Source organism: Adlercreutzia sp. CNCM I-6216 (genome assembly GCF_977113345.1).
The window spans coordinates 71,061-94,164 of sequence record NZ_CDSBIE010000008.1; the positions used below are offsets into that span (position 1 = coordinate 71,061).

A 23,104-nucleotide genomic window follows, 5' to 3' on the forward strand; every position below is an offset into this window, starting at 1 on the left:
TACGGAAGGATTTCAGCCGAAATTGTGTCTAGCGCAGAGAAACTGTGTCTCTGGTGCGGCATTTCTGCGCAACCACGCTGCCGAGACGACCCCTCCCTGCCGCCAAGCCCGAGCCAGAGCCGGTCGCGGCGCAACAGTCCCCTATTTGACGGTTTTTCTCATGACTCCTATAGCGCTGCCGTGCCCCGTGCGCCAAACAAACGTTGCCGAAAACCTCCCAGGAAATTTTTGTAGTGCTGTCGAGGAGAGTAGAAATGTGGGTGCACCCCATTCTCGAGCTGAGGCGCCCCGAGATGCTAACGCAGACACGCCGCGCTTCGAAGCCGTGCGCCGCGGCGATTCCTTCGTCAGTCTCCCTCGATCATCGAGGCGTCGCCGAGGCGGTAGCCCTCGCGCCAGATGGTTTGCAGGTAGCGGGGCTTGTTGGGGTCGTCCTCTATCTTGTTGCGAATCTTGCGCACGAACACGGCGATGCTCGCCGACTCGGGCCGATAGGCCTCGCCCCACACGTTGGCCATGATGTCCTGGGCCGAGAACACCTCCCCCACATGATTGGCGAGAAACGCGATGATCTGGAACTCCTTCGGTGTGAGGTTGACGTAGCGGCCGTGGACGAGCACCTCGTTGCGCTTGAGGCGAATCTCCATGTCGCCCAGGCGCACCACCGCACGGCTCCGGCGCGGCTCGCGCCCCTCGTCGGCCAGCCGGGCGCGGCGCAGCAAAGCCTCGATGCGCATGGCCAGCTCCTGGCTGTTGAAGGGCTTTGCCACGTAATCGTCGCAGCCGGCGGCGAACCCGACGCCCTTGTCGACGATGTCGCTTTTCGCCGAGAGCATCATGATGGGCACATGCGGGTCGCGGGCGCGCAGATCGCGGCACAAATCGAACCCGTTCACCTCAGGCATCATCACATCGAGGATGACCACATCGGGCTGCTCGCGCTCGAAGGCCGCGAGGGCCAGGGCGCCGTCGTAGACGCACAGGCAGGTGTGCCCCGCGCGCTCGACGATTTTGCACACCGCCTCGCAGATGTCCCGCTCGTCGTCAGCAATGAGAATCTTCATCTTCATCCTCCTCGATGGGGGTGACGGGCAGCGTGACGGTGAAGGTGCTCCCCCGCCCCGGCTCGCTTTCCACCGATACCGACCCGCCCAGGGCCTCCGCCGTCTTCTTCACAAGGGAAAGCCCCAGGCCGCTGCCCCGGTATTTCCGGGAAATGGAGGCGTCGGCCTGCACGAAGCGGTCGAATATGCCCTCCTGCCGCTCCTTCGCGATGCCGATGCCCTCATCCTCGACGGCAAGCGTGAGTTCCCGCCTCCGCCCGTCATAACTTGCCTTCAACCACACCATGCCCCCGGCGCCGGTGAACTTCACGGCGTTGCTCAGCAGGTTGGTGAGGATTTTCTCCAGCTGCGCCCAGTCGCCGCGGATGAGGGGGACCTCGCGCGCGATGGCGAAGTCGACCCCCACGCCCTTCTGCTCGGCAATGGGCCCGACCGCGCCGACGGTCACGGCCGCCAGGTCGGTCACGTCGACGGGGTCCCGGGCGAACTCAAGCGCACCGGATTCCACCCGCACCATATCGAGGGCGTTGTTCACCATCTCGAGGAGCACCTGGCTTTGGGTCTTGATCTTCTCGAGGCACTCGCGGCTCTCCGGGCTGTGCTCCTCCCCCGACGCCTCCCACAGATCAACGAAGGCGAGGATGGAGGTCAAAGGCGTCCGCAGCTCGTGGCTCAAGATGGCCACGATGTTGGTGCGGTACTCGTTTTCCTGGGCGAGCTTGCCGTTGGTCTGCTCCAGAAGCTCGTTGGTGCGCGCCAGGGCGGCCCGCTGTTCTTCCAGCATCTCGTTGGCCTCGCGATAGAGCCGCGTGCGCGAGCCCACCTTCTCCTCAAGGGTGGTGTACAGCGAATCGAGCTCGCCGGCCATGGCCTTCACACCCTGCACGAGCTCGTCGACTTCGCGGGAATAACCGCCCTCCGGCACAGGCGTGCTGAAATTCCCCTGACCCATCTGCTCCACGGCGGCCTCCAGAGACGTGAGCGGCTCGGTCACGCGGCGGCGGAAGAACAGCAGGCTCGCCAAAAATGTGATCGTGAGGAAGAGCACGAAAAAGCCGATGATGAGCACCGTGTTCCGGTTGATGCCCGCCTGGTACAGATCCGTCGGCATGCTAATGCTCACCGCACCGCCGATATCGCCGGCGGAAAGCCCCTCTTTCGGAAAGCCCGTCACATCCAGCTCGCCGGCCGGGGCACCGTGGCACTCAAGGCAGCTGTCCGTGAGGTAGATGGCCCCCACATAGCGGTACTCCCGGGAACCGTCCGCGGCATTGACAAAGCCCGTGTACTCGGAGGCGCCCTCGTGGTAGAACGCGTCGAGGGCCCGCTGCTCGAACTCGTCGGGGGCATCGAGGGCGTTGCGGGGATCGAGCCGCGTATAGCGGAGCGTGTAGCGGCCGTCGGTGCTCAAGGTGAACAGCTTGCCCACCGATTTTCCCACCAGCGAGCAGTAGAGCCCCTTGAAGTTGTAGGTCCCGTCGCGGTCATAGTTGATATTGGGCTGTTCGTAGTCGATGAAATCCCACGTCGCCCGCACCGATTTCTCCAGAATCCGGGCCTCGGCGAGCATCTGCTCCTCCATATGGCGCGACTGCTCCTGATAGGACATCCAGCCGAACAGCGCTACGAGCACCACCGCCACCGCGGTCATGAGAGCGATATAGCGCACCACCAAAGGCCGGCTGCGGCGCGGCTTTGCCCCATCCCCCATAAGATGCCTCCGAACTTTCTTCTTCCCACGCTTCCCGCGCCCCGTGCCAGCTTATCCCGAAACCCCGGCGAGCCGCAAGCCCACCTCGGACTTGCGGCATCGCTCGGGAACGGGAAAGGCTACAGGGTCACGGGCGTGCCCTCGTCTTCCAAGGCCGCGGCACGCGCCTTGATGAGCGTGTGCGAGCCGGTGGTGTCCTCGCCCAGGGCGGGAATGGAGCTCACTGCCTCCGCGCCGTACTTGGCGCGCAGCTCCTCCACGTCGCCGAAATCGAGCGCCCGGTAGGGGCACGCCTCCACGCAGGCGGGAAGGTAGCCGGCGGCGCGCCACTCGGAGCAGGCGTCGCACTTGACCGACAGCCCCGTGGTCTCATCGATCTGCGGGTGCCCGTAGGGGCAGGCGTTCACGCAGCTGGAGCAGCCGATGCAGGCCTCGGCGTCGCGCACTACCGCTCCCTCGTCGGTCTTGGAGAGCGCCCCGGTAGGGCACTTCGCCATGCAGGCCGGGCTCTCGCAATGATTGCAGGAGGCGAAAAGATGGTACAGCTTCACGGCCGGGTAGGTTCCCACCTGGCGGCTCGCCACCTTGCGCAGCACCGGGCCCACGCCCAGGCGGTTCTTGTCCTTGCAGGCCACCTGGCAGGTCTTGCAGCCGGCGCAACGGGTCTGATCGTAGTAAAAACCTATCTGAGTCATGAGTGTCCCCTCCTACGCCATGGCGACGGTGCGGCAGGGCAGCTCGCAGTCGGCCACGAGCGCCTCGCCCTCGTACTTCTCGAAGTTGCAGTTGTAATTGTTGTAGCCCGAGGTGCCCATGCCGCTGGTCACCGAGCCGCACAGCACGTTGTCCATACCGGCGACGTCGATGCCGTCGTCCTTGCTGAAATCGGCCCAGGCCCCATGGGGAAGGCCGACGCAGCCGGGCATGAGCATCTCCACCACCGAGGCCGTGCGCAGCACCGAGCCGTGGGCGCTGTACACCCGCACGGTATCGCCGTCGGCCACGCCGCGCGCGGCCGCATCGGCGGCGCTCACGAACACCGGCGCCGACCATGCCTCGCGCAGCCACGGCACGTTGTCCATGACGCCATGGGCACGACGCAGGTAATGGGGGTTGTACACGATGAGCGGGTACTCGCTGGCCGCCCCGCCGATCTGGCGGTCAGCGAACATGCCCTCGCGGCCCTCGGGGGAGGCAACATAGGTGGGATAGGGCTTGAAGGTACCGGCGGGGCTGTAGCCCATGGAGTTCAGCATGTCGCCCTTGTACTGGCAGTAGATCTCCAGCTTGCCCGAGGCGCTCTCGCGGGGATTGGCTTCCGGGTCGTCCACGAAGTCCTTGTAGCCGATGTAGGAATAGCCGTCGCCCTCGGCGCGCTTGACCGTGTAGCAGCCCGCTGAGAGGAAGTCGTCCAGGGCGATGTCGCCCTCCTGGGGCTCAGCGTCCACGCCCCACTTCGCGATATCGTCGGCGGTGATCGTCACCAGGGGCTTCTCCTCGCCGGCGGCATCCACATAGGTGCACCCGACGATCTGGTTGAAGAACGCCTGCTCCTCGGTGATGGGCCACAGCTCGTCGGGGTCCATGCCCAAACGCGCGGCGAGCATGCGCCCGATCTCGAACTCGGTCTTGGCCTCCCACAGAGGCTCGGTGACGCGGCTGTAGACGACCACCGTCTCGCGCGAGCGCTGGTGTCCCGCAAAGCCGCCCACGCGCTCCCATTCCGTGGCGCAGGGCAGCACGATGTCGGCATAGGCCGCGGACGTGTCGAAGGTGTAGGCGAGGTCGGTGACGAAATCGAGTTTCTGGATGGCCTCCCGCGCATCGCTTAGGCCCACCGCCGTCTGCAACGTGTTGCGCCCCTCGATGTTGAGCCACTTGAACTCAGTTTCCTTGATGTCCTCGGCGTTGAAGTTCACGCCGTAGGCGGCACCGGTGGAGTTGTAGCGCCCCTCCCGGATGCACTGCCACATGAGCGGCTCGGGCATGGTGTCCGCCAGCGCGTTCTTCGTGGCCGGCAGGCCCGTCTCGCCGAACTTCACCAGCGCGGGGCCGCCGGCGCCGGCGTAGGTCTTGTAGGCACCGCCGCAGGCATGGCCCGACTTGCCCATGTGCCCGCCCATGGCCCCCATGGTCATGAAGAGCTGGGGGATGTTGTCGGCCGAGGCGCAGCGGGCCAAGGCGTAGTTGTGCATGAGCATGACCTTGTGATCCTTACCGACGGTCTCGGCGAACCAGCGGATGTCCTCTACGGGAGTTCCGCAAATGGCGCTGGCCCATTCGGCCGTCTTCGGGGTGCCGTCGTAGTCGCCCACCAGGTAGCCGCGGAAGTTCTCCTGCAGGGTGGCGTCGGCGGGCATGTGATCGCCGTCGAAGCCGACGCAGTAGGTGTTCAGGAAGTCGTAGTCCACCACGTCCTGCTCGATCATCTCGTAGCACACGCCCAGCATGAAGGCCGTATCGGTGCCGGGCAGCACCGGCACCCAGCGGGCCTCGAAGTACGCTGCCGTGGCGTTGTAAGAGGGCCCGACGTAGACGAACTGCACGCCGGCATCGCGGGCCTCGTTGAAGTTGTTCATGGTGGAGCCGCCCGAGGACCAGGCGGGGTTGCCGCCCATGATCACGATGGTGTCGGCGTTCTTGTTGTCGAAGCGGTCGTTCAGCTCGCCCAGATCCTGGGAGGGAAGCCCGAGCGCTACGATGTTGAAGGCGTAGGTTCCGATGGAGCTCGTATCGGAAAGGGAGATGTGGCCGCCGAGCTGGTGGAGAATCTTGCCCACGGCCAAGGCCTTGGTGCCGATGACGGCCGCAGGGCCGAACTCGCCGTAGATGCGCTCGGCCTCTTGGGCAATGTAGTCGATGGCCTCTTCCCAGCTGATCTGCTCCCATTGGTCGCGCCCGCGCAGCTCACCGTGGGCATTGGCACCGCCGCCGGGCTGCCAGCTCTTGCGCTTCATGGGGAACTTCACCCGATCTTCGCCGAAGACCTGCTGGGCCCGTGCCCGCCCGCGCGGGCATCCGCGCTGCTGCAGCCACTCGAAGCTGTCCTCATGGGAAGTCTCGCTGCCCTGGCGCACCACTTCGCCGTCGCGCACGAGCACGCGGTTCACGCAGCGGCCGCCGCAGTTGTCCCAGCATGCTGCAGCAATCCAGATACCCTCGTCCACCGATGTGGCGCCGGCGGTACCGGCCAGGCCTTCCTTCGGGGCCGGAGAGCTCGGCGCGCAAGCGACCAGAGACGACAGGGCCCCCGCCGAAACAGCGGCGACGGCACTGCCCTTCAAAAACCCGCGACGCGAAAGAGCGCCCGGCTCGAACACGTTCTGAGAATCGTCCATTGCGTCCCCCTACTTTCCTTGCTCGACTCAGCCAAGGCCGCGCCCTGGCTCTTGCAAGGACAAATATACGGAGCGGTTCTGCGGTCAACAAGATACCATGAAGGTAACCGCCCTGGTAATTCAGTAAGGAAGATTACCAGCTGGTAAGGGTAGAAAAAGGGAGCCGGCGCAAAGGCCGACTCCCTTCGGGTGAGGCGATCTGTCCGCGAGCACCTACTCGGCGGCGTAGAGGTCCTTAAGCTTCTGCAGGTGCGACCAGCGGGCCATGGCGGCCTGCTCGTTCTCGGCGAACAGCTCCTCGGCGCGCTCGGGGAACTCGCGGGTCAGGCGGCTGTAGCGGGCCTCGTTCATGAGGAAGTTCTGGTACTCGCCCTCGGCCGGATCCTTCGAGTCGATGACGAGCTTCTTGCCCGGAGCGCCCTCGGGGTTGAAGCGCAGCAGGTTCCAGTAGCCGCAGTCGACGGCCTTCTTCATCTCGGTCTGACAGTTGGTCATGCCGCCCTTGATGGAGTGCATCTCGCACGGGCTGTAGCCGATGATGAGCGAGGGACCCGGATAGGCCTCGGCCTCGGTGATGGCCTTAATGGTCTGGTTGAGGTTCGCGCCCATGGCCACCTGAGCCACGTACACGTAGCCGTAGGTCATGGCGATCTCGGCCAGCGACTTCTTCTTCACGTCCTTGCCGGCGGCGGCGAACTGCGCCACCTGGCCGAGATTAGAGGCCTTGGAGGCCTGGCCGCCGGTGTTGGAGTACACCTCGGTGTCGAACACGAACACGTTCACGTCCTTGCCGGAGGCGAGCACGTGGTCGAGTCCGCCGTAGCCGATGTCGTAGGCCCAGCCGTCGCCGCCGAAGATCCACACGGACTTCTTGGTCAGGTACTCCTTGTTGGCCAGGATGCCTGCCGCCAGCTCGGCCACCTCGCCGGTGCCCTCGGCCGCCGTCGTCAAGGCCGCCACATAAGCCGCAGCCGTCGTCTTGGAGGCCTCGGCATCCGTGCGGGCCTCAAGCCACGCGCGGGCCGCGTCGGCCAGCTCACCGGCCGCTCCGGCGCACTCGATGAGCGCCTCGGAATCGACCACGACCTTGTCCTGCACAGCCTCATAACCCAGAAGCATGCCCATGCCGTGCTCCGCGTTGTCCTCGAACAGCGAGTTGGACCAGGCCGGGCCGTGGCCGTCGGCATTCACCGTGTAAGGAGAGGTGGCCGCCGGACCGCCCCAGATGGAGGAGCATCCCGTGGCGTTGGCAATGTACATGCGGTCGCCGAACAGCTGGGTGACCAGGCGCGCATAGGAGGTCTGGGCGCAACCGGCACAGGAGCCGGAGAACTCAAGCAGCGGCTTCTTAAACTGGCTCGCCTTCACCGACGTGCCCTCGAGCTCAGGCTTGGCCGCCACCTTGTTCACGCAGTAGTCGAACACCGGCTGCTCGTCCAGCTCATCGGCGATGGGCATCATGGTGAGCGAGTCGGTCGGGCACTGGATGACGCACAGGCCGCAGCCCATGCAATCCAGCGGCGACACGGCCAGCACGTACTGCATGTCAGCGCCCACCTTGCCCTTCACCGGCACGTGCTTGGTCTGGGCCGGAGCCTGCGCCATCTCGGCGTCGGTCAGCGCGAAGGGACGGATGGTGGCGTGGGGGCAGACGAAGGAGCACTGGTTGCACTGGATGCAGGTATCGGGGTTCCACTCAGGCACCGACACGGCCACGCCGCGCTTCTCATAGGCCGAAGCACCCAGCGGGAACTGGCCGTCCTCGTAGCCGACGAAGGCGGACACGGGCAGCGAGTCGCCGTCCATGCGGGCCACGGGCTCCATGACGTTGGTGACGAGCGCCACCGTCTCGGGACGGCCATCGATGTCGGAGGTCTTTGGCGCCGCTTCGGCCGTCTTCCACGCCTCGGGCACGTCCACCTGCACGAAGGCAGTGGCGCCGGCGTCAATGGCCTTGTGGTTCATGTCCACGATGTCGGCGCCCTTCTTGGCGTAGGACTTCGTGGCGGCATCCTTCATGTACTGGATGGCCTCCTCCTGCGGCATGACCTTCGCCAGAGTGAAGAAGGCGGACTGCAGGATGGTGTTGGTGCGCTTGCCCATGCCGATCTCGATGGCCAAATCGATGGCGTTGATGAGGTAGAGCTTGATGTCGTTCTCGGCGATGTAGCGCTTAGCGGCGGCCGACAGGTGCTCCTCCAACTCCTCGGGCGTCCACTGGCAGTTGATGAGCAGGGCGCCGCCGGGCTTCACATCGCGCACGATGGGGAAGTCCTTGGTGATGTAGGAGGGGTTGTGGCAGGCCACGAAGTCGGCCTTGTTCACGTAGTAGGGGCTGCGGATGGGGCTGTCGCCGAAGCGCAGGTGCGAGATGGTCACGCCGCCGGTCTTCTTCGAGTCGTACTGGAAGTAGGCCTGAACGTACTTGTCGGTGTGGTCGCCGATGATCTTGATGGAGTTCTTGTTCGCGCCCACGGTGCCGTCGCCGCCGAGGCCCCAGAACTTGCACTCGATGGTGCCGGGGGCGGCGGTGTTGGGGGCGGGAACCTCCGGCAGCGACAAGTTCGTCACGTCGTCGACGATGCCGATGGTGAACTGGCGGCGCGGCGCGTCCTTCTCAAGCTCGGTGTACACGGCGAACACGGAGGACGGCGGAGTGTCCTTGGAACCGAGGCCGTAGCGGCCGCCGATGACGGTGATGCCCTCGCGGCCTTCCACGGACAGCGCGTTCACGACGTCCATGTACAGGGGCTCGCCAATGGAGCCGGGCTCCTTGGTGCGGTCGAGCACGGCGATCTTCTTCACCGTCTCGGGCAGGGCGGCCACGAACTTCTCGGTGACGAAGGGGCGGTACAAGCGCACCTTCACGAGGCCCACCTTCTCGCCCTGGGCGGTGAGGTAGTCGATGACCTCCTCGGCCACGTCGCAGATGGAGCCCATGGCCACGATGACGCGCTCGGCATCCGGGGCACCGTAGTAGTTGAACAGCTGGTAGTTGGTGCCCAGCTTCGCGTTCACCTTCTCCATGTACTCCTCCACCACGGCCGGCAGGTCGTTGTAGATGGAGTTGCAGGACTCGCGGTGCTGGAAGAAGATGTCGCCGTTCTCATGGGAGCCGCGCATGGCCGGGCGCTCCGGGTTCAGGGAGTGCTCGCGGAAGGAGCGCACGGCATCCATGTCGCACATCTCGGCGAGGTCGTCGTAGTCCCACACCTGGATCTTCTGGATCTCATGGGAGGTGCGGAAGCCGTCGAAGAAGTTCAGGAAGGGAACGCGGCCCTTGATGGCGGCAAGGTGCGCCACGGCGGACAGATCCATGACCTCCTGCACGTTGCCCTCGGCGAGCATCGCGAAACCGGTCTGGCGGCAGGCCATGACGTCGGAGTGGTCGCCGAAGATGTTGAGCGCCTGGGTGGAGACGGTGCGGGCCGACACGTGGAAGACGGTCGGCAACTGCTCGGCGGCGATCTTGTACATGTTGGGGATCATGAGGAGCAGGCCCTGACTGGCCGTGTAGGTGGTGGTCAGCGCGCCGGTGGCCAGAGAGCCGTGAACCGCGCCGGCCGCGCCGCCCTCGGACTGCATCTCGCACACCTTCACCGTGGTGCCGAAGATGTTCTTGCGGCCCTGGGCGGCCCAGATGTCGACGAAGTCGGCCATGGGGCTGGAAGGCGTGATCGGGTAGATGCCGGCAACCTCCGTGAACGCATACGAGACATGCGCTGCGGCGTTGTTGCCGTCCATCGACTTGAGTTCTCTCGTCATGTTCCTCTCCTTATCTGGCCCGCACGGCATCGGCCGGCTTGCGGCCTCGTCGCTCAACGCGCGGGTGGTACTGTCGCGGAGAGGTCGGAGGGACGAAGCGCGTCCGACGATGCGGGTCGGATTTGCTCTGCGAACAGAAATACCTGTCCGATATTAGCAGCCCGCGCGCGCCAACGCGCCGTCAACGCACGGGCGGGCCGCGCTAGGCTTATCCCCGTCGGTCGGCGGGGCACCTGCATCTTTGTCATGGGCTTTCTTCGAGCTGCTCCAACTTTCTATATAATAGGCTGCGGAAAACAAAGAAGGAGCCTTTACGATGCTGAACTTCCCCCTCACGCGGCGGGCCTTTGTGGCCGGGACGGCGGCGCTGGCGGCCGGAGGCGCGTTGACGCTGGCCGGCTGCTCGGTGGAGCAGCCCATCGAGCCCGGGCCCGCACCGGCAGATCCGGCCGACGACAACGCGCCCACCGAGCCCGTGGCCGCGCAGAGCGGCGTGGCCCGAACGCTCACGGCCGCCGTGGCCTACGAGGGGAGCGATCCGAACCCCATCGGCACGAGCTCCGGCGTCTTTCTCGCGGCCGGCTGGCACGTCTTCGAGGGGCTCTACGAGCTGAACATGCATACCTATCGGGCCGAGTGCGGCCTGGCAGCCGACGCGCCCGTTCAGATAGACGACTTGGAATACGAGGTGACCCTGCGCGAGGACACCGTCTTCTCCGACGGCTCGCCGCTCACCTCCGCCGATGTCGTGAACGCCTTCGAGCGCAACGGCGAAAGCGACCTGTACGGCGCGTTCCTCTCGTTCATCACGGCAGTGTCGGCCCCCGACGAGCGCACGGTGCACTTCAAACTGAACGCCCCCATGGGCTCGGTGCTGCAGGAGCGCCTGGCCCTCGTTCGCGTGTTCCCGGCGACGATCACCGACGAGGAGCTGGCAAGCAAACCCGTCGGCTCGGGTCCGTGGTGCTACGAGACCATCAACGCCGCCGACGGGGGCCGCATCTCCTTCACGGCGAATCACCGCTACACCGGCCCTTGGCCAGCCACCTGCGAGCGCATGGAATGGTCGGTGCTGCTGGACGATACGCGCCGCACTGACGAGCTTATCGACAAAGACGTCATGGTCATGGAGGCCGCCCCGGTCGTGCGCGCCGAGGAGCTGGCCGATGCGGGGGCCACGGTGGAATGGGTGCCCGGGTTCAACCTCCCCTTCCTCATGTTCAACTGCGAGAAGCCGCCCTTCGACGACGTGCGCGTGCGCCAGGCGCTGCTGTACGCCATCGACGTCGACTCGCTCATCGGCACGTACATGGCGGGCCACGCGCGGGCGGCCACGTCCCTTCTGCCCGATTACTTCCGGCATTACCACCGCGCGGCCACGGTCTACAGCTACGACCCGGAGAAAGCGCGCAAACTTCTGGCCGAGGCCGGCGTCGATGAGCTGGCGCTGACCTTGCGCGCGAACGACAACTGGGTGAGCACGCTCGCCCCCGCCATCGCAGAGGACTGGAAGGCCGTGGGCGTCACCGCCGAGGTGGTGCTCCTGGACACGACGGCCCTGTTTGCGGACCTATCCACGGAACCGGAGCCGGGCACGCTTCTGCCCTTCGACGTCGTGCTCTCCCCCGGCGACCCGTCGTGCTTCGGAAACGACGCCGACCTCATCATCAGCTGGTGGTACGGCGACAACGTGTGGACGCGCGCCCGCAGCCGCTGGGCCACCACCCCGGCCTTCGCGGAGATGGCAGAACTTCTGGCCGAGGCGCGGTCGAAGACCTCCGAGGACGAGCAGCAGCCCCTGTGGAACCAATGCTTCGACATCATCGCCGCCGAGGTGCCCCTCTATCCGCTGTTTCATCGCGAGACGGCCACGGCCTGGTGGACGGCCCAGCTGGACGACTACGACCCCATCTCGGCCACGGGACTCAACTTCCTCGGCACGACGCCCATGCGCGACGCCGATCCCATTTAGCGCCAGAAGACCACCGCGTCGAGCAGCCCCTGGTAGGCCCACGGGTACACATCCGAGTACCAGCCGGTTTCCGGGGCAAGGCAGAGCAGGGCGCTGTAGGCCACCGATACGCCGACGAGCACGAGCAGAAGCTTCAGCATGAGATCGTGAAGGGCCGCCCGGTCGGCCAGCGACTCGTTCACCACGAAGCACAGAAGCACGGCGGCGGCCAGGAACATGAAGCTGAAATCGGCATAGTACCGCTGCAGGATGCCCGCTAGCTCCGCATCGAGCAGCGCCACGAGCACGCCGGAGGCCACCAGCACCACGATGATGCCGAAGATGGTACGCGTCTCGGCCTGACGCGCCCGCATCCCCAGAATGCGCCGCGTGAAGGCGAGCACCCACAAAATGGGCAGGCAGGCGAGAATGCCGCCGAAGGTCACTTCCTTGATGGTCTGTCCCATGTAGGTGGTCTCGAAGAGCGCCGGCTGCAAAAACGGGAAGACGCCGGTCATGCAGGGCGGCTGTAGGAAGTAGGTGAAGAACGCCGGGGCCAGGCGACCGACGTTCATGCCGCGCTTGGTCATGTCGTTCACCGTCAGGTTGTAGTTCGCGCCGAAATCGGTCAGCGAGCCGAAGCGCGCGTAGTTGTAGGCCATGATGCCCGCGGCCACCAAAACGTAGGGGGCCGCCAGGCAGGCGAACTCCACGATACCCCGGCGGGTGGCCAGCCGGCGCTCGGTGATGTAGGTGCGCCAGAACAGCGGGAAGGCCAGAAGTGACAGCACGAGCAGCTGGGGACGGCAGCCAGCCACGAGCGCCATGCACAGCGACCCGGCGAACAGCCAGCCGCACTTGTGCGCGGCGAGCCGCGAGCGCATCCAGCAATACAGGCCCCACACCGAGAACGCCAGGCCGCACATGATGGGCAGGGAGTAGAAGGTCGGGAACTTCACGAGGTACATGATGCCGCAACAGAACACGAGCGGTATCTGAAGCAGCAGGTACACGCCGAGGCTCACCGAGCGGAAATGGTAGCGGGCGAATCGGTCGAGAAGGGCCGTGGCCCCCAAGATGAACAGCAGCGCCATGACGAGCACGCCGATGGCCGTGGGGAAATTGGCCCCGGTGAGCAGATAGAAGGGCAGGTAGAACAGCAGCACCGGCACCACGCCGAAGTAGACGTAGTAGTGCCCGTCGTGGTAGGCCACATCGAACAGGTAGGGCTCGCCGGTCTCCTTCTGGGCCTCGTCGCGGGCGCCCTTGTCGTAGGGATCCTCCATGTCCTTGAGCCACTGGGGCGGCTCCTCCTCCAGATACAGCTGGCCTTTGGCCATGGCCTGGGCCAGCATGGCGTACTGCTGGGCGTTGTCGCCGCCCACCTCGAAGGTGTTCACGAGCGACGTGCCGTTCCAAGCGCCGTAGTTGTAGGAAGAGGTGGCCACGCCCACGAGGTTCGAGCCGTAGAAGAGGAACGTCGTCGTAAGCGCCAGCTCGATGGCCACGGCGAAGATGATGCCCGCCTTCGACTTGCGCGGGTTCTCGACAATGCGAATGCGGTAGATGGCCGACTTGGGACGGAACGCGTAGCCCAAAAGCAGCAGCCCGAAAACGGCCACAAAGCGCAACGGGTTGAAGGCGAAGGGGCGGTGGGCATTCAGGGAAACGCCGTTCAAGAGGATGGGGTAGGAGACGTCCTCCCCCACTACCTCGATGCGCAAGTTCTCCACATACCCGGCGGTCTGCAGGTTGATGAACTTGCTCGGATCCACCACCGTGGACACGCTCGCATCGGGGATGCCGACGGTGTACTCCGTGGTGTCGAAATAGGTCTGGTGGGCCGAGTCGGTGAACTGGATCTTCACGGCGATGTTCTGGGCCGGCTGATCGGCGTTGAAATCGATGCGGATGTTGCGCACCTCGGTGTTCAGGCTGGAGAACTCGAGCGTGTGATCCACATCAGTGAGCAGAAAGGCACCCTCGTCGTTGCGCTGGAGCTGAATACGGTCGTCCAAGTTGATGGTTCGATAGCCCGACGAAGTGAAGAAGTTGATATTGAAGACGAAGACCTCCAACGCCAGGGCGATAAGAGCAATGATCGCCACCGCCCGGGCCACCTTCAACAAGGTACCGCGGTAGACGAGCATGAAATGCTCGAAGGTGTAGGCTATGTTCTCGCGCACAGTGGGCATGAGGGAGATTATACCGTAGGGGCTGACCTTGGTCAGCCCTCGCAAGCAGAACGACAGCGCACGACAAAAAAGGGGCGACCAAGGTCGCCCCCTACGGGTTTGGCTGCGCGTTCTCCGGCCTACAGGTCGAGGGCCTCCTTGACGTCGGCGTACACCACGTTCGGGTCGCGGTCGCCGTCGATGGTGACGAGCAGCTCGCAGCCGCGGTAGTAGTCGATCAGCGGGCTCGTGGACGTCTCGTACACGTCGAGACGGTTGCGCACCGTGGCCTCGTTGTCGTCGTCGCGCTGGTACATCTCGCCGCCGCACTTGGGGCAGGCGTCGCCGTCGGCGGCGCTGCCGATGTAGCCGCAGTCGCGGCACATGCGACGAGAGGTGAGACGGGCCACAATGACCTCGGGATCCACATCGATGAGCAGGGCGGCGTCCAGCGGACGGCCCAACTTGGAGAGCTCCGCGTCCAGCGCCACAGCCTGAGCCGAGGTGCGCGGGAAGCCGTCCAGGATGAAGCCAGCGGCCGTGTCGTCGTCCTGCAGGCGCTCGGTCACCAGGCCGATGATGACGTCGTCGGGCACCAAGTCGCCGGCGTCCATGTAGGACTTGGCCTTCTGGCCCAGCTCGGTGCCGGCGGCCACGGCGGCGCGCAGCATGTCGCCCGTGGAGATATGGGGCGTGGAGAACTCCTCCACCAGCTTGGCGGCCTGAGTACCCTTGCCGGCACCCGGCGCCCCCAAAAGCACGATGTTCATAGCAAACATCCTTTCCTATTCGGACTGCGCGTCCGCCTTACTTAAAGAAGCCTTCGTAGTTGTACATCTTCAACTGGCTCTCCACCTTGCTCATGGTGTCAAGCGCCACGCCGATCATAATGAGGATGGACGTACCGCCGAAGGCCTGGATGAGCTGGTTGTTGGTGAAGTAGAAGATGATGGTGGGCACAACCGCGATCAGCGCGATGAAGATGCCGCCGGGCAGCGTCACGCGGTTGATCACGTTCTTGATGTACTGCACCGTGGCCGTGCCCGGACGCACGCCGGGGATGAAGCCGCCCTGCTTGCGGATGTTGTCCGCCGTCTCCTCCGGATTGAACACCATGGAGGTGTAGAAGTACGCGAAGAACACGATGAGTGCAACGGTGAGCAGCCAGTTCAGCCAGCCGGTGGAGCACCAGTTCGCGAAGGTGGTCAACCAATCGACGTTGAAGATCGCCGCCAGCTGCGCCGGGAAGTAGATGATGCAGCTCGCGAAGATGATCGGGATAACGCCGGCCGCGTTCACCTTCAGCGGAATGTAGGTGGACTGGCCACCCATCATCTTGCGGCCCTGGACGCGCTTGGCGTAGTTGACCGGAATGCGGCGCTGGGCGCGCTCCACGAAAATGATCAGCGGGATGCAGACGAGCACCACGGCCAAAATCACGATGGTGAGCGCGATGCCCGTGCCCAGATCGCTCGTCAGGGTAGCCGACGAGAAGATGGCCGACGGCACGCGGGACACGATGCTCACGAAGATGATGAGCGACATGCCGTTGCCGATGCCGCGCTGGGTGATAAGCTCGCCCATCCACATGATGAAGGCGGTACCGGCGACCAAGGTGAACACGATGATGATGTTCGTGAGCGCCTCGGGCACCTCCGTGGAGAACTGCACACCGTAGGCCGGCGACTTGAACAGCAGCAGGTAGCCCACCGCGTTGATGAGGCCGAGACCCAGCGTCAGGTAGCGGGTCACCTGGGTGATCTTGCGACGGCCCGTGTCCCCCTCGCGAGCCCAGCGGCCCACGGCGGGGATGACGCCCTGCATCAGCTGCATGATGATGGATGCGGTGATGTAGGGCATGATGCCGAGCGAGAACACCGAGAAGTTCGACAGCGCGCCACCGGTGAACAGGTCGAGCATGGTCATAGCCACGCCCGTGTCCTGGAAGGCCGTGGCAAACTCATGGAAGGGAATGCCCGGCACCGGCACGTAGGCACCGAAGCGGTACAGCGCAAGAATAGCCAAGGTGAAGAGGATCTTCTTGCGCAGCTCCGGAACCTTGAATGCGTCAATGATTGAGCTTAGCAAGGCTCTTCGACCTTTCCTCCGGCCGCCTCGATCTTCGCCTTGGCGGAAGCGGACACCTTATCGACGCGGACAGTGAGAGCCTTGGTGATCTCGCCGTCGCCGAGCACCTTCACCAGCGCGTCGGCATGCTTGATGATGCCCTTGGCCTTCAGGGACTCGCCATCCACCACGTCGCCGGCCTCGAACTTGGCATCGAGACGGCTGACGTTCACGGGCAGGTACTCCACACGGTTGAAGTTGCGGAAGCCGGGCAGCTTCGGCAGACGACGGGCGAGCGGCGTCTGGCCGCCCTCGAAGCCGGCACCCTTGCCGCCACCGGCACGGGACTTCTGGCCGTTCATGCCGCGACCGGCGGTCTTACCGGTGCCGGAAGCGGGGCCGCGGCCCACGCGCTTGCGGTTCTTCGTCGAGCCCTCGGCCGGGCGCAGATCCTTGAGTTCCATGTAAGTAAATCTCCTTTTCGCTCTCTGACCGGGGATTTTCTCTTCCCTCAGTCAGTGCTAGCAGCTCGCCGCTAGCAAACTTCCATCTATCATGGCAACGGCGTGTCTGTTCAGACACGCCGATTGTCATCTTTCATCCCGACACATTATTAAATTCATAGACTCACTGGTTCGCCCAAGGGAGTCAGCGAGGTTGCGACAGGTGCCTGGAATTGCCCCGCCTTGGGGCCAAGTTGGCTTAGGCCAACGCCGTGCCCCAAACAAGGGGCAAGGCCAGGTGCCTGTCGGAACCGCAGCGTCGGGATTGAAGTTGGGGAAATTTAGATTTCCTCAACTTCAATCAAGTGCTTAACCGTGAAAATCATCCCGCGCACGCTCTCGTTGTCCACCTGCTCGGTGGTGCTGCCGATGCCGTGCAGGCCCAGCGCGCGCAGGGTGCGACCCTGGTTCGGCTTGCGGCCGATGGCGCTCTTCACCTGGGTGAGGCGCAGCGTCTTGTTCGTCTCAGCCATTAGTTCTCCTTCCCGCCGAACATCTCGGCCACGGAGATGCCGCGGCGCTCGGCGACCTGGACGGGGCTCTCCATGTTCTTGAGACCCTCGGCGGCAGCCTTCACGATGTTCATGGCGTTGTCCGTGCCCAGCGACTTGGTGATCACGTTCTGAACGCCGGCCAGCTCCATGATGGCGCGAACCGGGCCACCGGCGAGCACACCGGTACCGGGAACAGCGGGCTTGATCAGCACGCGGCCGGCACCGTACTCGCCCATGATCTCGTGGGGCACCGAGCCCTCGGCGGTCACAGGGACGGTGAACATGTTCTTCTTCGCGTCCTCGACGCCCTTCTTGATGGCGGTGGGCACCTCGGCGGACTTGCCCATGCCCACGCCCACGCGGCCGTTGCCGTCGCCGACGACGACCAGGGCCGAGAGCTGCATGCGACGGCCGCCCTTGACGGTCTTCGCGACGCGATTGATGAAGACCACGCGCTCCTGAAGCTCAGGAGTCGTGCTCTCCTGCTGACGGTTGTTGTTACGAGCCATAAGCTAAAACCCCTTCTAGAATTTCAATCCTGCTTCACGGGCAGCTTCGGCCAGAGCCTTCACGCGCCCATGATACAGGTGGCCGCCACGGTCGAACACAACTTCCGTCACGCCGTTTTCCTGAGCCAACTTGCCAACGATGGTGCCGAGCTCGGCTGCGCCCTCGACGGTCGCGCCGCTCTTGCCGGTGGCCTTGAAGGCCTCCCCGAGGGTAGAGACGCCGCAGATGGTGGTGTGGGCCACGTCATCGATGACCTGCACGTACATGTTGCTGTTGCTCCGCGTCACGCACAGACGCGGGCGAGCTGCAGTGCCGGAGATCTTGCCGCGCACGCGACGATGGCGACGGGCAAGACGGGCCTGCTTCTCCTGTTGCTTATTCATAGGTTTAATCCCTTCAATCAGCTACCGAATAGGCACTTAGTCTTTGCCGGCCTTGCCAGCCTTGCGGCGGACATGCTCGCCCTCGTAGCGAATGCCCTTGCCCTTGTAGGGCTCCGGCTTGCGCCACTTGCGGATGTTCGCGGCAACCTGGCCGACCTGCTCCTTGCTCGGACCGGACACGACGATCTCGGTCTGAGAGGGCACCTCGAAGGTGATGTTCTCGGGAGCCTCCACCAGCACGGGATGGGAGTAGCCGAGCTGCATCTCGAGATCCTTGCCCTTGAGTGCGGCACGATAGCCAACGCCGACGAGCTGCAGCTTCTTGGAGAAGCCGTTCGACACGCCCTCCACCATGTTGGCGAGAAGGGTGCGGGTCAGGCCGTGGGCGCTCTTGGACTCACGGGTGTCGTCGGGACGGGTGACGATAAGCTCATCGCCGTCGCGGGTGATGGTCATGGACGGCAGGAACGTGCGGGTAAGCTCCCCCTTGGGGCCCTTCACCGTCACCGTCTGGCCGTCGATGGTCACATCGACGCCGGCAGGAACGGGGATGGGCATCTTGCCGATACGAGACATACTAGATACCTTCCTTTCCTACCACAGATAGGCGATGACCTCGCCGCCGATGCCCTGCTTGCGGGCATCGCGGTCGGTCATGACGCCGCGACTGGTCGAGATAATTGCCGTGCCGAGGCCGCCGAGCACGCGGGGCAGATCGTCCTTGCCGGCATAGATGCGCAGACCCGGCTTGGAGATGCGCTTGATGCCGCGGATGGTCTTGGCCTTCTTCGGGCCGTACTTGAGGGTGATCTCAAGGGTGCCGCGGGGCTCGCCGTCGATGACATCGAAGCGCTGGATGTAGCCTTCCTGCTCCATAATGCGCACGATCTCGACGAGCTTCTTGCTCGTCGGCATGGACACGGTGTCCTTGCCGGCAGACTGGGCGTTACGCACACGCGTAAGCATGTCTGCGATGGGGTCGGTCATTGTCATGTTTGTTTTCTCCTTTGATCCGTGATGAACCGGCGTTCGGTTCGTCGGCGCCCATAGCGCCTCCGCCTTTAACGTCGGCACACCCTTAGCGTCCGCGTCTTCTACCAGGAAGCCTTGGTCACGCCGGGCAGCTCGCCTTTGTTAGCCAACTCACGCACGCAAATACGGCACAGGCCGAACTTGCGATAGTAGGCGCGGGGACGTCCGCAACGGGTGCAGCGGTTGTGCTGACGCGTAGAGAACTTCGGCTCGCGCTTGGCTTTGGCGATCATCGATTTCTTAGCCATGCATGTCCTTCTTTCTTTATGTCCTTAAGCCCGCAGCCTTATCGCGGACTTGTGACCGAGGTTGCGCGACGCGGGGCATAAGTGGGCCCCGGTCGGTTTACTTGCTCTTGAACGGGAACCCGAGGGCAGACAGAAGAGCGAACGCGGAATCGTTGTCGCCGGCATTGGTCACGAAGGTGATGTCCATGCCGCGGGTGCGATCGATCTTGTCGTACTCGATCTCCGGGAAGATGAGCTGCTCGGTGATGCCCAGGGTGTAGTTGCCGCGGCCGTCGAAGCTCTTCGGCGAGATGCCGCGGAAGTCGCGGACGCGCGGAAGGGCGGTAGCCAGCAGGCGATCGAGGAACTCCCACATGCGGTCGCCGCGCAGGGTCACCTTGCAGCCGATGGCCTGGCCCTCGCGCACATGGAAGCCGGCGATGGACTTCTTGGCGCGGGTCACACAGGGCTGCTGGCCGGTGATGATGCGCATGTCGTTCATGGCGGCATCAAGCAGCTTGGAATCGCCGGCGGCGGCGCCGACGCCCATGTTCACGACGATCTTCTCCAGCTTCGGCACGCAGTTGATGTTCTTGATGCCGAGCTGCTCGACGAGCGCGGGGACGATCTCGGTCTGGTACTTCACCTTGAGGCGGGGGGTATCAGCCATCTTTCTTCAAACCTTTCTCCGATGGATTAAACGCCGGATTTCCGACCCGGCGTCCCTGGGACCTTCCCAGGGCCATGGCGCTTGCGCGCGATTGGAAATTGTCCCACAAAACGAGACACTTTCCAAGTAAAAACCGCCCGCTACACAAATTCGGTAGCAGGCGGTCTGTTCAGAGCCTTGAGTGCCTTATCTTAGGCCTCGACGGCGGGGATGTCCTTGCCGCACTTCTTGCAGACGCGGACGAGCTTGCCGTCCTCGCGGCGACGGGCCACGCGGGTGGCCTCGCCGCAGCTGGGGCACACGAGCATCACGTTGGACACGTGGATGGGCGCCTCGACGGTAGAAATGCCGCCCTGGGGGTTGGCCTGGGTCGGGCGCATGGCCTTCTTGACCATGTTCACCTTCTCCACGACCACGCGGGACTTCTCGGGCACCGAGCGCAGCACCTTTCCAGTCTTGCCGCGATCCTTGCCGGCGATGACCTTGACGGTGTCGCCCTTGCGGATCGTCATCTTGTTCTGAGCCATTCTGACACCTCCCCTACAGCGTTTCCGGTGCCAGAGACACGATCTTCATGTACTTCTTGTCGCGCAGCTCGCGGGCGACGGGCCCGAAGATACGGGTGCCGCGCGGAGAACCGTCGTTGTTGATGAGCACGGCGGCGTTCTGATCGAAGCGGATGTAGGAGCCGTCGGCGCGACGGACTTCCTTCTTCACGCGCACGATCACGCAACGCACGACCTCGCCCTTCTTGACGTTGCCGTTGGGCATCGCTTCCTTGACGCTGCAGATGATCACGTCACCGAGGCCCGCATAGCGGCGCTTCGAGCCGCCCAGGACCTTGATGCACTGCACCTTGCGAGCGCCGGAGTTGTCGGCCACGGCGAGCATGGATTGCATCTGAATCATGTGATGTTCCTACTTTCCTTATCAATAGTCCTCGTGCCGGAGCACTCAAACTATTTGGCCTTCTCGACGATCTTCAGCAAACGCCAGCGCTTCATCTTGGACAGCGGGCGCGTCTCCATGATCTGAACGGTGTCGCCGACGCCGGCCTCGTTGTTCTCGTCATGGGCATGGAACTTCTTGGTGGAGGTGATCATCTTCTTGTAGATGGGATGGGGCTTGCGCTCCTCGACGGCCACCACGATGGTCTTGTCGTTGGCATCGCTGACGACGACGCCCTGACGTACTTTACGCAGATTGCGCTCTTCAGTCATTTCTTGCACCTTCCTTAAGCTACGCGCTCAGCTCGCGAGCCCGCATCTCAGTCATGATGCGCGCGATGTCCTTCTTGACCTGCTTGACGCGGGCAGTGTTGTCCAGCTGGCTGGTGGCCATCTGGAAGCGAAGGTTGAACAGCTCCGCCTTGGCCTCCTTCAGCTTCACCTGCAGGTCTTCGGCAGAAAGTTCACGAATCTCTGCTGCTTTCATTATTGCTGCCCCTCCGTTTCACGAGTGACGATCTTGCACTTGATGGGCAGCTTGTTGATGGCCAGACGCAGAGCCTCGCGGGCGGTCTCGTCATCGACGCCGGCGATCTCGAACATGATGCGGCCGGGCTTCACGACAGCGACCCAGCCCTCGGGGTTGCCCTTACCGGAACCCATGCGGGTCTCGGCGGGCTTGGAGGTGATGGGCTTGTCGGGGAAGATCGTGATCCAGACCTTGCCGCCACGCTTCATGTGACGGGTCATGGCAATACGAGCTGCCTCGATCTGACGGTTGGTGATCCAGTGGGCCTCGAGGGCCTGGATGCCATACTCGCCGTGGTTCAGACGGGTGCCACCTTTGGCCTTGCCCTTCATGGAACCACGCTGCACCTTGCGGTGCTTTACGCGCTTAGGTACGAGCATTTACTTGTCACCCCTCTCGCGGCGATCATTACGACGGGAACGGTTCGGGCGGGACGAACCCTCGAGCGCGGGCTGGGGAGCCTTCTGGCCCGGCAGCACCTCGCCGTGGTACACCCACACCTGTACGCCGATGGAGCCCATGGTGGTGGCGGCGGTGGCGAAGCCGTAGTCGATCTTCGCGCGGAGGGTGTGCAGCGGCACGCGACCCTCGCGGTACCACTCGCGGCGGCTCATCTCGGCGCCGCCCAGACGACCGGAGCACTGGATGCGGATACCCTTGGCACCGGACTTCATGGCGGACTGCACGGCCTTGCGCATGGCACGGCGGAAGGCCACGCGGCCCTCGAGCTGCTCGGCCACGGACTGGGCGATGAGCTCGGCGTCCAGCTCGGGACGCTTCACCTCGACCACGTCGATGGAGACCGGGCCGTCGGCGACCTTCTCGAGCTTCTTGCGCAGAGCGTCGATCTCGGCGCCCTTCTTGCCGATGACCACGCCGGGGCGCGCCGTGGTGATGGTCACCTTGATCTTGTCGCCGGCGCGCTCGATGTCCACGCGAGACACAGAGGCACGGGCGAGCTGCTTGTCGAGAAACTTGCGGATGGCGATATCGTTCTCGAGCGTCTTGGCGTAATCCTTACCGGCGTACCAGCGGCTGCGCCAATCCTCGGTGATACCGAGGCGGAATCCGGTAGGGCTGACTTTCTGACCCATGGACCTTATGCCTCCTCTCGGGGTGCGACGACAATGGTGATGTGGCACGTGCGCTTGTTGATGCGCGACGCGGAGCCCTTGGCGCGGGGACGGATGCGCTTCAGGGTCGGGCCTTCGTCGACGTAGGCGGCCTTGACCACCAGGTTGTCGCCGCGAAGGTGATTGTTGTGCTCGGCGTTGGCCACGGCGGAGTTCAGCGTCTTCACGACGGTCTCCGCGGCGGCGCGCTCGCAGAACGCCAGGATCTCGCGGGCCTGGGGCACGGACTTGCCGCGAACCAGGTCGACCACGATGCGGGCCTTGCGGGGAGCGATGCGGACGTAACGCGATACTGCTTTAGTTTCCATGTAACTTCTCACCTATGCCCTATCGCTTCTTCTTGTCGGCCGCATGACCCTTGAAGGTACGGGTCGGCGAGAACTCGCCCAGCTTGTGGCCAACCATGGACTCGGTAACGTAGACCGGCACGTGCTTGCGGCCATCGTACACGGCGATGGTGTGACCCACCATTTCCGGGAAGATGGTGCTCGCGCGAGACCATGTCTTGATGACTTCCTTTTCGCCGGCCGCGTTCATTGCCTCGATGCGGGCAAGAAGGCGCGGTTCTACGAAAGGACCCTTTTTCAAACTTCTGCTCACTATGAC

25 protein-coding genes are annotated in these 23,104 nt (G+C 64.1%); 1 reads left to right on the plus strand and 24 read right to left on the minus strand.

What is annotated here, in order from left to right; genetic code table 11:
- Positions 1-347 precede the first annotated feature (347 nt).
- The 5 genes from ACYVRU_RS08655 to nifJ form a co-directional block, all read right to left on the minus strand.
- A complete protein-coding gene (locus tag ACYVRU_RS08655) occupies positions 348-1,064 on the minus strand; it encodes a response regulator transcription factor (RefSeq protein ID WP_157012256.1) in 717 nt (238 codons plus the stop codon).
- Positions 1,045-2,775 carry a sensor histidine kinase gene (locus tag ACYVRU_RS08660; RefSeq protein WP_157012258.1) on the minus strand — a complete coding sequence of 577 codons (1,731 nt, stop codon included), beginning with the start codon at positions 2,773-2,775 and terminating at the stop codon, positions 1,045-1,047. Before ACYVRU_RS08660 ends, ACYVRU_RS08655 begins: the two co-directional genes overlap by 20 nt.
- Positions 2,776-2,894: 119 nt before the next feature.
- Positions 2,895-3,470: a 4Fe-4S dicluster domain-containing protein gene (locus tag ACYVRU_RS08665; RefSeq protein ID WP_461186025.1), complete on the minus strand. Its 576-nt coding sequence runs from the start codon at positions 3,468-3,470 to the stop codon at positions 2,895-2,897.
- A 12-nt stretch (positions 3,471-3,482) separates the two neighbouring features.
- Positions 3,483-6,113 carry a molybdopterin-dependent oxidoreductase gene (locus tag ACYVRU_RS08670; protein ID WP_302012621.1) on the minus strand — a complete coding sequence of 877 codons (2,631 nt, stop codon included), beginning with the start codon at positions 6,111-6,113 and terminating at the stop codon, positions 3,483-3,485.
- 213 nt (positions 6,114-6,326) lie between these two features.
- Positions 6,327-9,878, minus strand: coding sequence for a pyruvate:ferredoxin (flavodoxin) oxidoreductase (nifJ, locus tag ACYVRU_RS08675; RefSeq protein WP_302222612.1), 3,552 nt, complete (start codon positions 9,876-9,878; stop codon positions 6,327-6,329).
- A 316-nt stretch (positions 9,879-10,194) separates the two neighbouring features.
- Here nifJ and ACYVRU_RS08680 point away from each other — a divergent pair, with 316 nt between their 5' ends.
- Complete coding sequence (locus ACYVRU_RS08680) at positions 10,195-11,850, plus strand: ABC transporter substrate-binding protein (RefSeq protein ID WP_227070485.1); 1,656 nt, start codon at positions 10,195-10,197, stop codon at positions 11,848-11,850.
- On the opposite strand, the gene ACYVRU_RS08685 is transcribed toward ACYVRU_RS08680, so the two are convergent.
- The 19 genes from ACYVRU_RS08685 to rpsS form a co-directional block, all read right to left on the minus strand.
- Complete coding sequence (locus ACYVRU_RS08685) at positions 11,847-14,024, minus strand: cytochrome C oxidase Cbb3 (RefSeq protein ID WP_173112369.1); 2,178 nt, start codon at positions 14,022-14,024, stop codon at positions 11,847-11,849. The genes ACYVRU_RS08680 and ACYVRU_RS08685 overlap by 4 nt on opposite strands.
- A 119-nt stretch (positions 14,025-14,143) precedes the next feature.
- Complete coding sequence (locus ACYVRU_RS08690; protein ID WP_157012270.1) at positions 14,144-14,773, minus strand: adenylate kinase; 630 nt, start codon at positions 14,771-14,773, stop codon at positions 14,144-14,146.
- Between the two features lie 37 nt (positions 14,774-14,810).
- A complete protein-coding gene (gene secY / locus ACYVRU_RS08695; RefSeq protein WP_173112366.1) occupies positions 14,811-16,091 on the minus strand; it encodes a preprotein translocase subunit SecY in 1,281 nt (426 codons plus the stop codon).
- On the minus strand, positions 16,085-16,534 hold the full coding sequence (gene rplO / locus ACYVRU_RS08700; RefSeq protein ID WP_022740322.1) for a 50S ribosomal protein L15: 450 nt from the start codon (positions 16,532-16,534) through the stop codon (positions 16,085-16,087). Before rplO ends, secY begins: the two co-directional genes overlap by 7 nt.
- Before the next feature lie 320 nt (positions 16,535-16,854).
- On the minus strand, positions 16,855-17,046 hold the full coding sequence (gene rpmD, locus ACYVRU_RS08705; RefSeq protein WP_022740323.1) for a 50S ribosomal protein L30: 192 nt from the start codon (positions 17,044-17,046) through the stop codon (positions 16,855-16,857).
- Positions 17,046-17,576 carry a 30S ribosomal protein S5 gene (gene rpsE / locus ACYVRU_RS08710; RefSeq protein ID WP_022740324.1) on the minus strand — a complete coding sequence of 177 codons (531 nt, stop codon included), beginning with the start codon at positions 17,574-17,576 and terminating at the stop codon, positions 17,046-17,048. Before rpsE ends, rpmD begins: the two co-directional genes overlap by 1 nt.
- 15 nt (positions 17,577-17,591) lie before the next feature.
- Positions 17,592-17,960, minus strand: a complete 369-nt coding sequence (rplR, locus tag ACYVRU_RS08715) for a 50S ribosomal protein L18 (RefSeq protein ID WP_016309207.1) — start codon at positions 17,958-17,960, stop codon at positions 17,592-17,594.
- Positions 17,961-17,996: 36 nt separating this feature from the next.
- Positions 17,997-18,536, minus strand: a complete 540-nt coding sequence (rplF, locus tag ACYVRU_RS08720; protein WP_022740325.1) for a 50S ribosomal protein L6 — start codon at positions 18,534-18,536, stop codon at positions 17,997-17,999.
- Between the two features lie 18 nt (positions 18,537-18,554).
- Positions 18,555-18,953, minus strand: a complete 399-nt coding sequence (gene rpsH, locus ACYVRU_RS08725; RefSeq protein WP_022740326.1) for a 30S ribosomal protein S8 — start codon at positions 18,951-18,953, stop codon at positions 18,555-18,557.
- A gap of 101 nt (positions 18,954-19,054) precedes the next feature.
- Positions 19,055-19,240, minus strand: a complete 186-nt coding sequence (locus tag ACYVRU_RS08730) for a type Z 30S ribosomal protein S14 (RefSeq protein WP_013980746.1) — start codon at positions 19,238-19,240, stop codon at positions 19,055-19,057.
- Between the two features lie 97 nt (positions 19,241-19,337).
- Positions 19,338-19,889 (minus strand): 50S ribosomal protein L5, encoded by a 552-nt coding sequence (gene rplE / locus ACYVRU_RS08735; protein WP_041714614.1) that lies wholly within the window; start codon positions 19,887-19,889, stop codon positions 19,338-19,340.
- 191 nt (positions 19,890-20,080) lie between these two features.
- Positions 20,081-20,416, minus strand: a complete 336-nt coding sequence (gene rplX / locus ACYVRU_RS08740) for a 50S ribosomal protein L24 (protein ID WP_022740328.1) — start codon at positions 20,414-20,416, stop codon at positions 20,081-20,083.
- Positions 20,417-20,429: 13 nt separating this feature from the next.
- Entirely contained in the window at positions 20,430-20,798 is a 369-nt protein-coding gene (gene rplN / locus ACYVRU_RS08745; protein WP_022740329.1) for a 50S ribosomal protein L14, read from the minus strand.
- 50 nt (positions 20,799-20,848) lie between these two features.
- The gene (gene rpsQ, locus ACYVRU_RS08750; protein WP_016309213.1) at positions 20,849-21,109 is read right to left on the minus strand and encodes a 30S ribosomal protein S17; all 261 of its coding nucleotides are present in this window, start codon (positions 21,107-21,109) and stop codon (positions 20,849-20,851) included.
- 19 nt (positions 21,110-21,128) lie between these two features.
- A complete protein-coding gene (gene rpmC, locus ACYVRU_RS08755) occupies positions 21,129-21,323 on the minus strand; it encodes a 50S ribosomal protein L29 (RefSeq protein WP_016309214.1) in 195 nt (64 codons plus the stop codon).
- A complete protein-coding gene (gene rplP / locus ACYVRU_RS08760) occupies positions 21,323-21,745 on the minus strand; it encodes a 50S ribosomal protein L16 (protein ID WP_016309215.1) in 423 nt (140 codons plus the stop codon). Before rplP ends, rpmC begins: the two co-directional genes overlap by 1 nt.
- Positions 21,746-22,459: a 30S ribosomal protein S3 gene (rpsC, locus tag ACYVRU_RS08765; RefSeq protein WP_022740330.1), complete on the minus strand. Its 714-nt coding sequence runs from the start codon at positions 22,457-22,459 to the stop codon at positions 21,746-21,748.
- Between the two features lie 5 nt (positions 22,460-22,464).
- Positions 22,465-22,806 (minus strand): 50S ribosomal protein L22, encoded by a 342-nt coding sequence (gene rplV / locus ACYVRU_RS08770; protein ID WP_114539954.1) that lies wholly within the window; start codon positions 22,804-22,806, stop codon positions 22,465-22,467.
- Between the two features lie 19 nt (positions 22,807-22,825).
- A complete protein-coding gene (gene rpsS / locus ACYVRU_RS08775; RefSeq protein WP_022740332.1) occupies positions 22,826-23,098 on the minus strand; it encodes a 30S ribosomal protein S19 in 273 nt (90 codons plus the stop codon).
- Positions 23,099-23,104 lie beyond the last annotated feature (6 nt).

Coding starts and splice junctions, on each gene's coding strand:
- ACYVRU_RS08685 (WP_173112369.1), bottom strand. CDS start 14,024: ATGCCCACTGTGCGCGAGAACATAGCCTACACCTTCGAGCATTTCATG.
- rpsQ (WP_016309213.1), bottom strand. CDS start 21,109: ATGACTGAAGAGCGCAATCTGCGTAAAGTACGTCAGGGCGTCGTCGTC.
- rpsC (WP_022740330.1), bottom strand. CDS start 22,459: ATGGGTCAGAAAGTCAGCCCTACCGGATTCCGCCTCGGTATCACCGAG.
- rpsH (WP_022740326.1), bottom strand. CDS start 18,953: ATGACAATGACCGACCCCATCGCAGACATGCTTACGCGTGTGCGTAAC.
- rplE (WP_041714614.1), bottom strand. CDS start 19,889: ATGGCTGATACCCCCCGCCTCAAGGTGAAGTACCAGACCGAGATCGTC.
- rplV (WP_114539954.1), bottom strand. CDS start 22,806: ATGGAAACTAAAGCAGTATCGCGTTACGTCCGCATCGCTCCCCGCAAG.
- rplP (WP_016309215.1), bottom strand. CDS start 21,745: ATGCTCGTACCTAAGCGCGTAAAGCACCGCAAGGTGCAGCGTGGTTCC.
- rplX (WP_022740328.1), bottom strand. CDS start 20,416: ATGGCTCAGAACAAGATGACGATCCGCAAGGGCGACACCGTCAAGGTC.
- ACYVRU_RS08680 (WP_227070485.1), top strand. CDS start 10,195: ATGCTGAACTTCCCCCTCACGCGGCGGGCCTTTGTGGCCGGGACGGCG.
- rplF (WP_022740325.1), bottom strand. CDS start 18,536: ATGTCTCGTATCGGCAAGATGCCCATCCCCGTTCCTGCCGGCGTCGAT.
- rpmC (WP_016309214.1), bottom strand. CDS start 21,323: ATGAAAGCAGCAGAGATTCGTGAACTTTCTGCCGAAGACCTGCAGGTG.
- rplN (WP_022740329.1), bottom strand. CDS start 20,798: ATGATTCAGATGCAATCCATGCTCGCCGTGGCCGACAACTCCGGCGCT.
- rpmD (WP_022740323.1), bottom strand. CDS start 17,046: ATGGCTGAGACGAACAAGACGCTGCGCCTCACCCAGGTGAAGAGCGCC.
- nifJ (WP_302222612.1), bottom strand. CDS start 9,878: ATGACGAGAGAACTCAAGTCGATGGACGGCAACAACGCCGCAGCGCAT.
- ACYVRU_RS08670 (WP_302012621.1), bottom strand. CDS start 6,113: ATGGACGATTCTCAGAACGTGTTCGAGCCGGGCGCTCTTTCGCGTCGC.
- ACYVRU_RS08665 (WP_461186025.1), bottom strand. CDS start 3,470: ATGACTCAGATAGGTTTTTACTACGATCAGACCCGTTGCGCCGGCTGC.
- rpsE (WP_022740324.1), bottom strand. CDS start 17,576: ATGGCTCGTAACAACAACCGTCAGCAGGAGAGCACGACTCCTGAGCTT.
- rplR (WP_016309207.1), bottom strand. CDS start 17,960: ATGAATAAGCAACAGGAGAAGCAGGCCCGTCTTGCCCGTCGCCATCGT.
- ACYVRU_RS08660 (WP_157012258.1), bottom strand. CDS start 2,775: ATGGGGGATGGGGCAAAGCCGCGCCGCAGCCGGCCTTTGGTGGTGCGC.
- ACYVRU_RS08655 (WP_157012256.1), bottom strand. CDS start 1,064: ATGAAGATTCTCATTGCTGACGACGAGCGGGACATCTGCGAGGCGGTG.
- rplO (WP_022740322.1), bottom strand. CDS start 16,534: ATGGAACTCAAGGATCTGCGCCCGGCCGAGGGCTCGACGAAGAACCGC.
- ACYVRU_RS08690 (WP_157012270.1), bottom strand. CDS start 14,773: ATGAACATCGTGCTTTTGGGGGCGCCGGGTGCCGGCAAGGGTACTCAG.
- ACYVRU_RS08730 (WP_013980746.1), bottom strand. CDS start 19,240: ATGGCTAAGAAATCGATGATCGCCAAAGCCAAGCGCGAGCCGAAGTTC.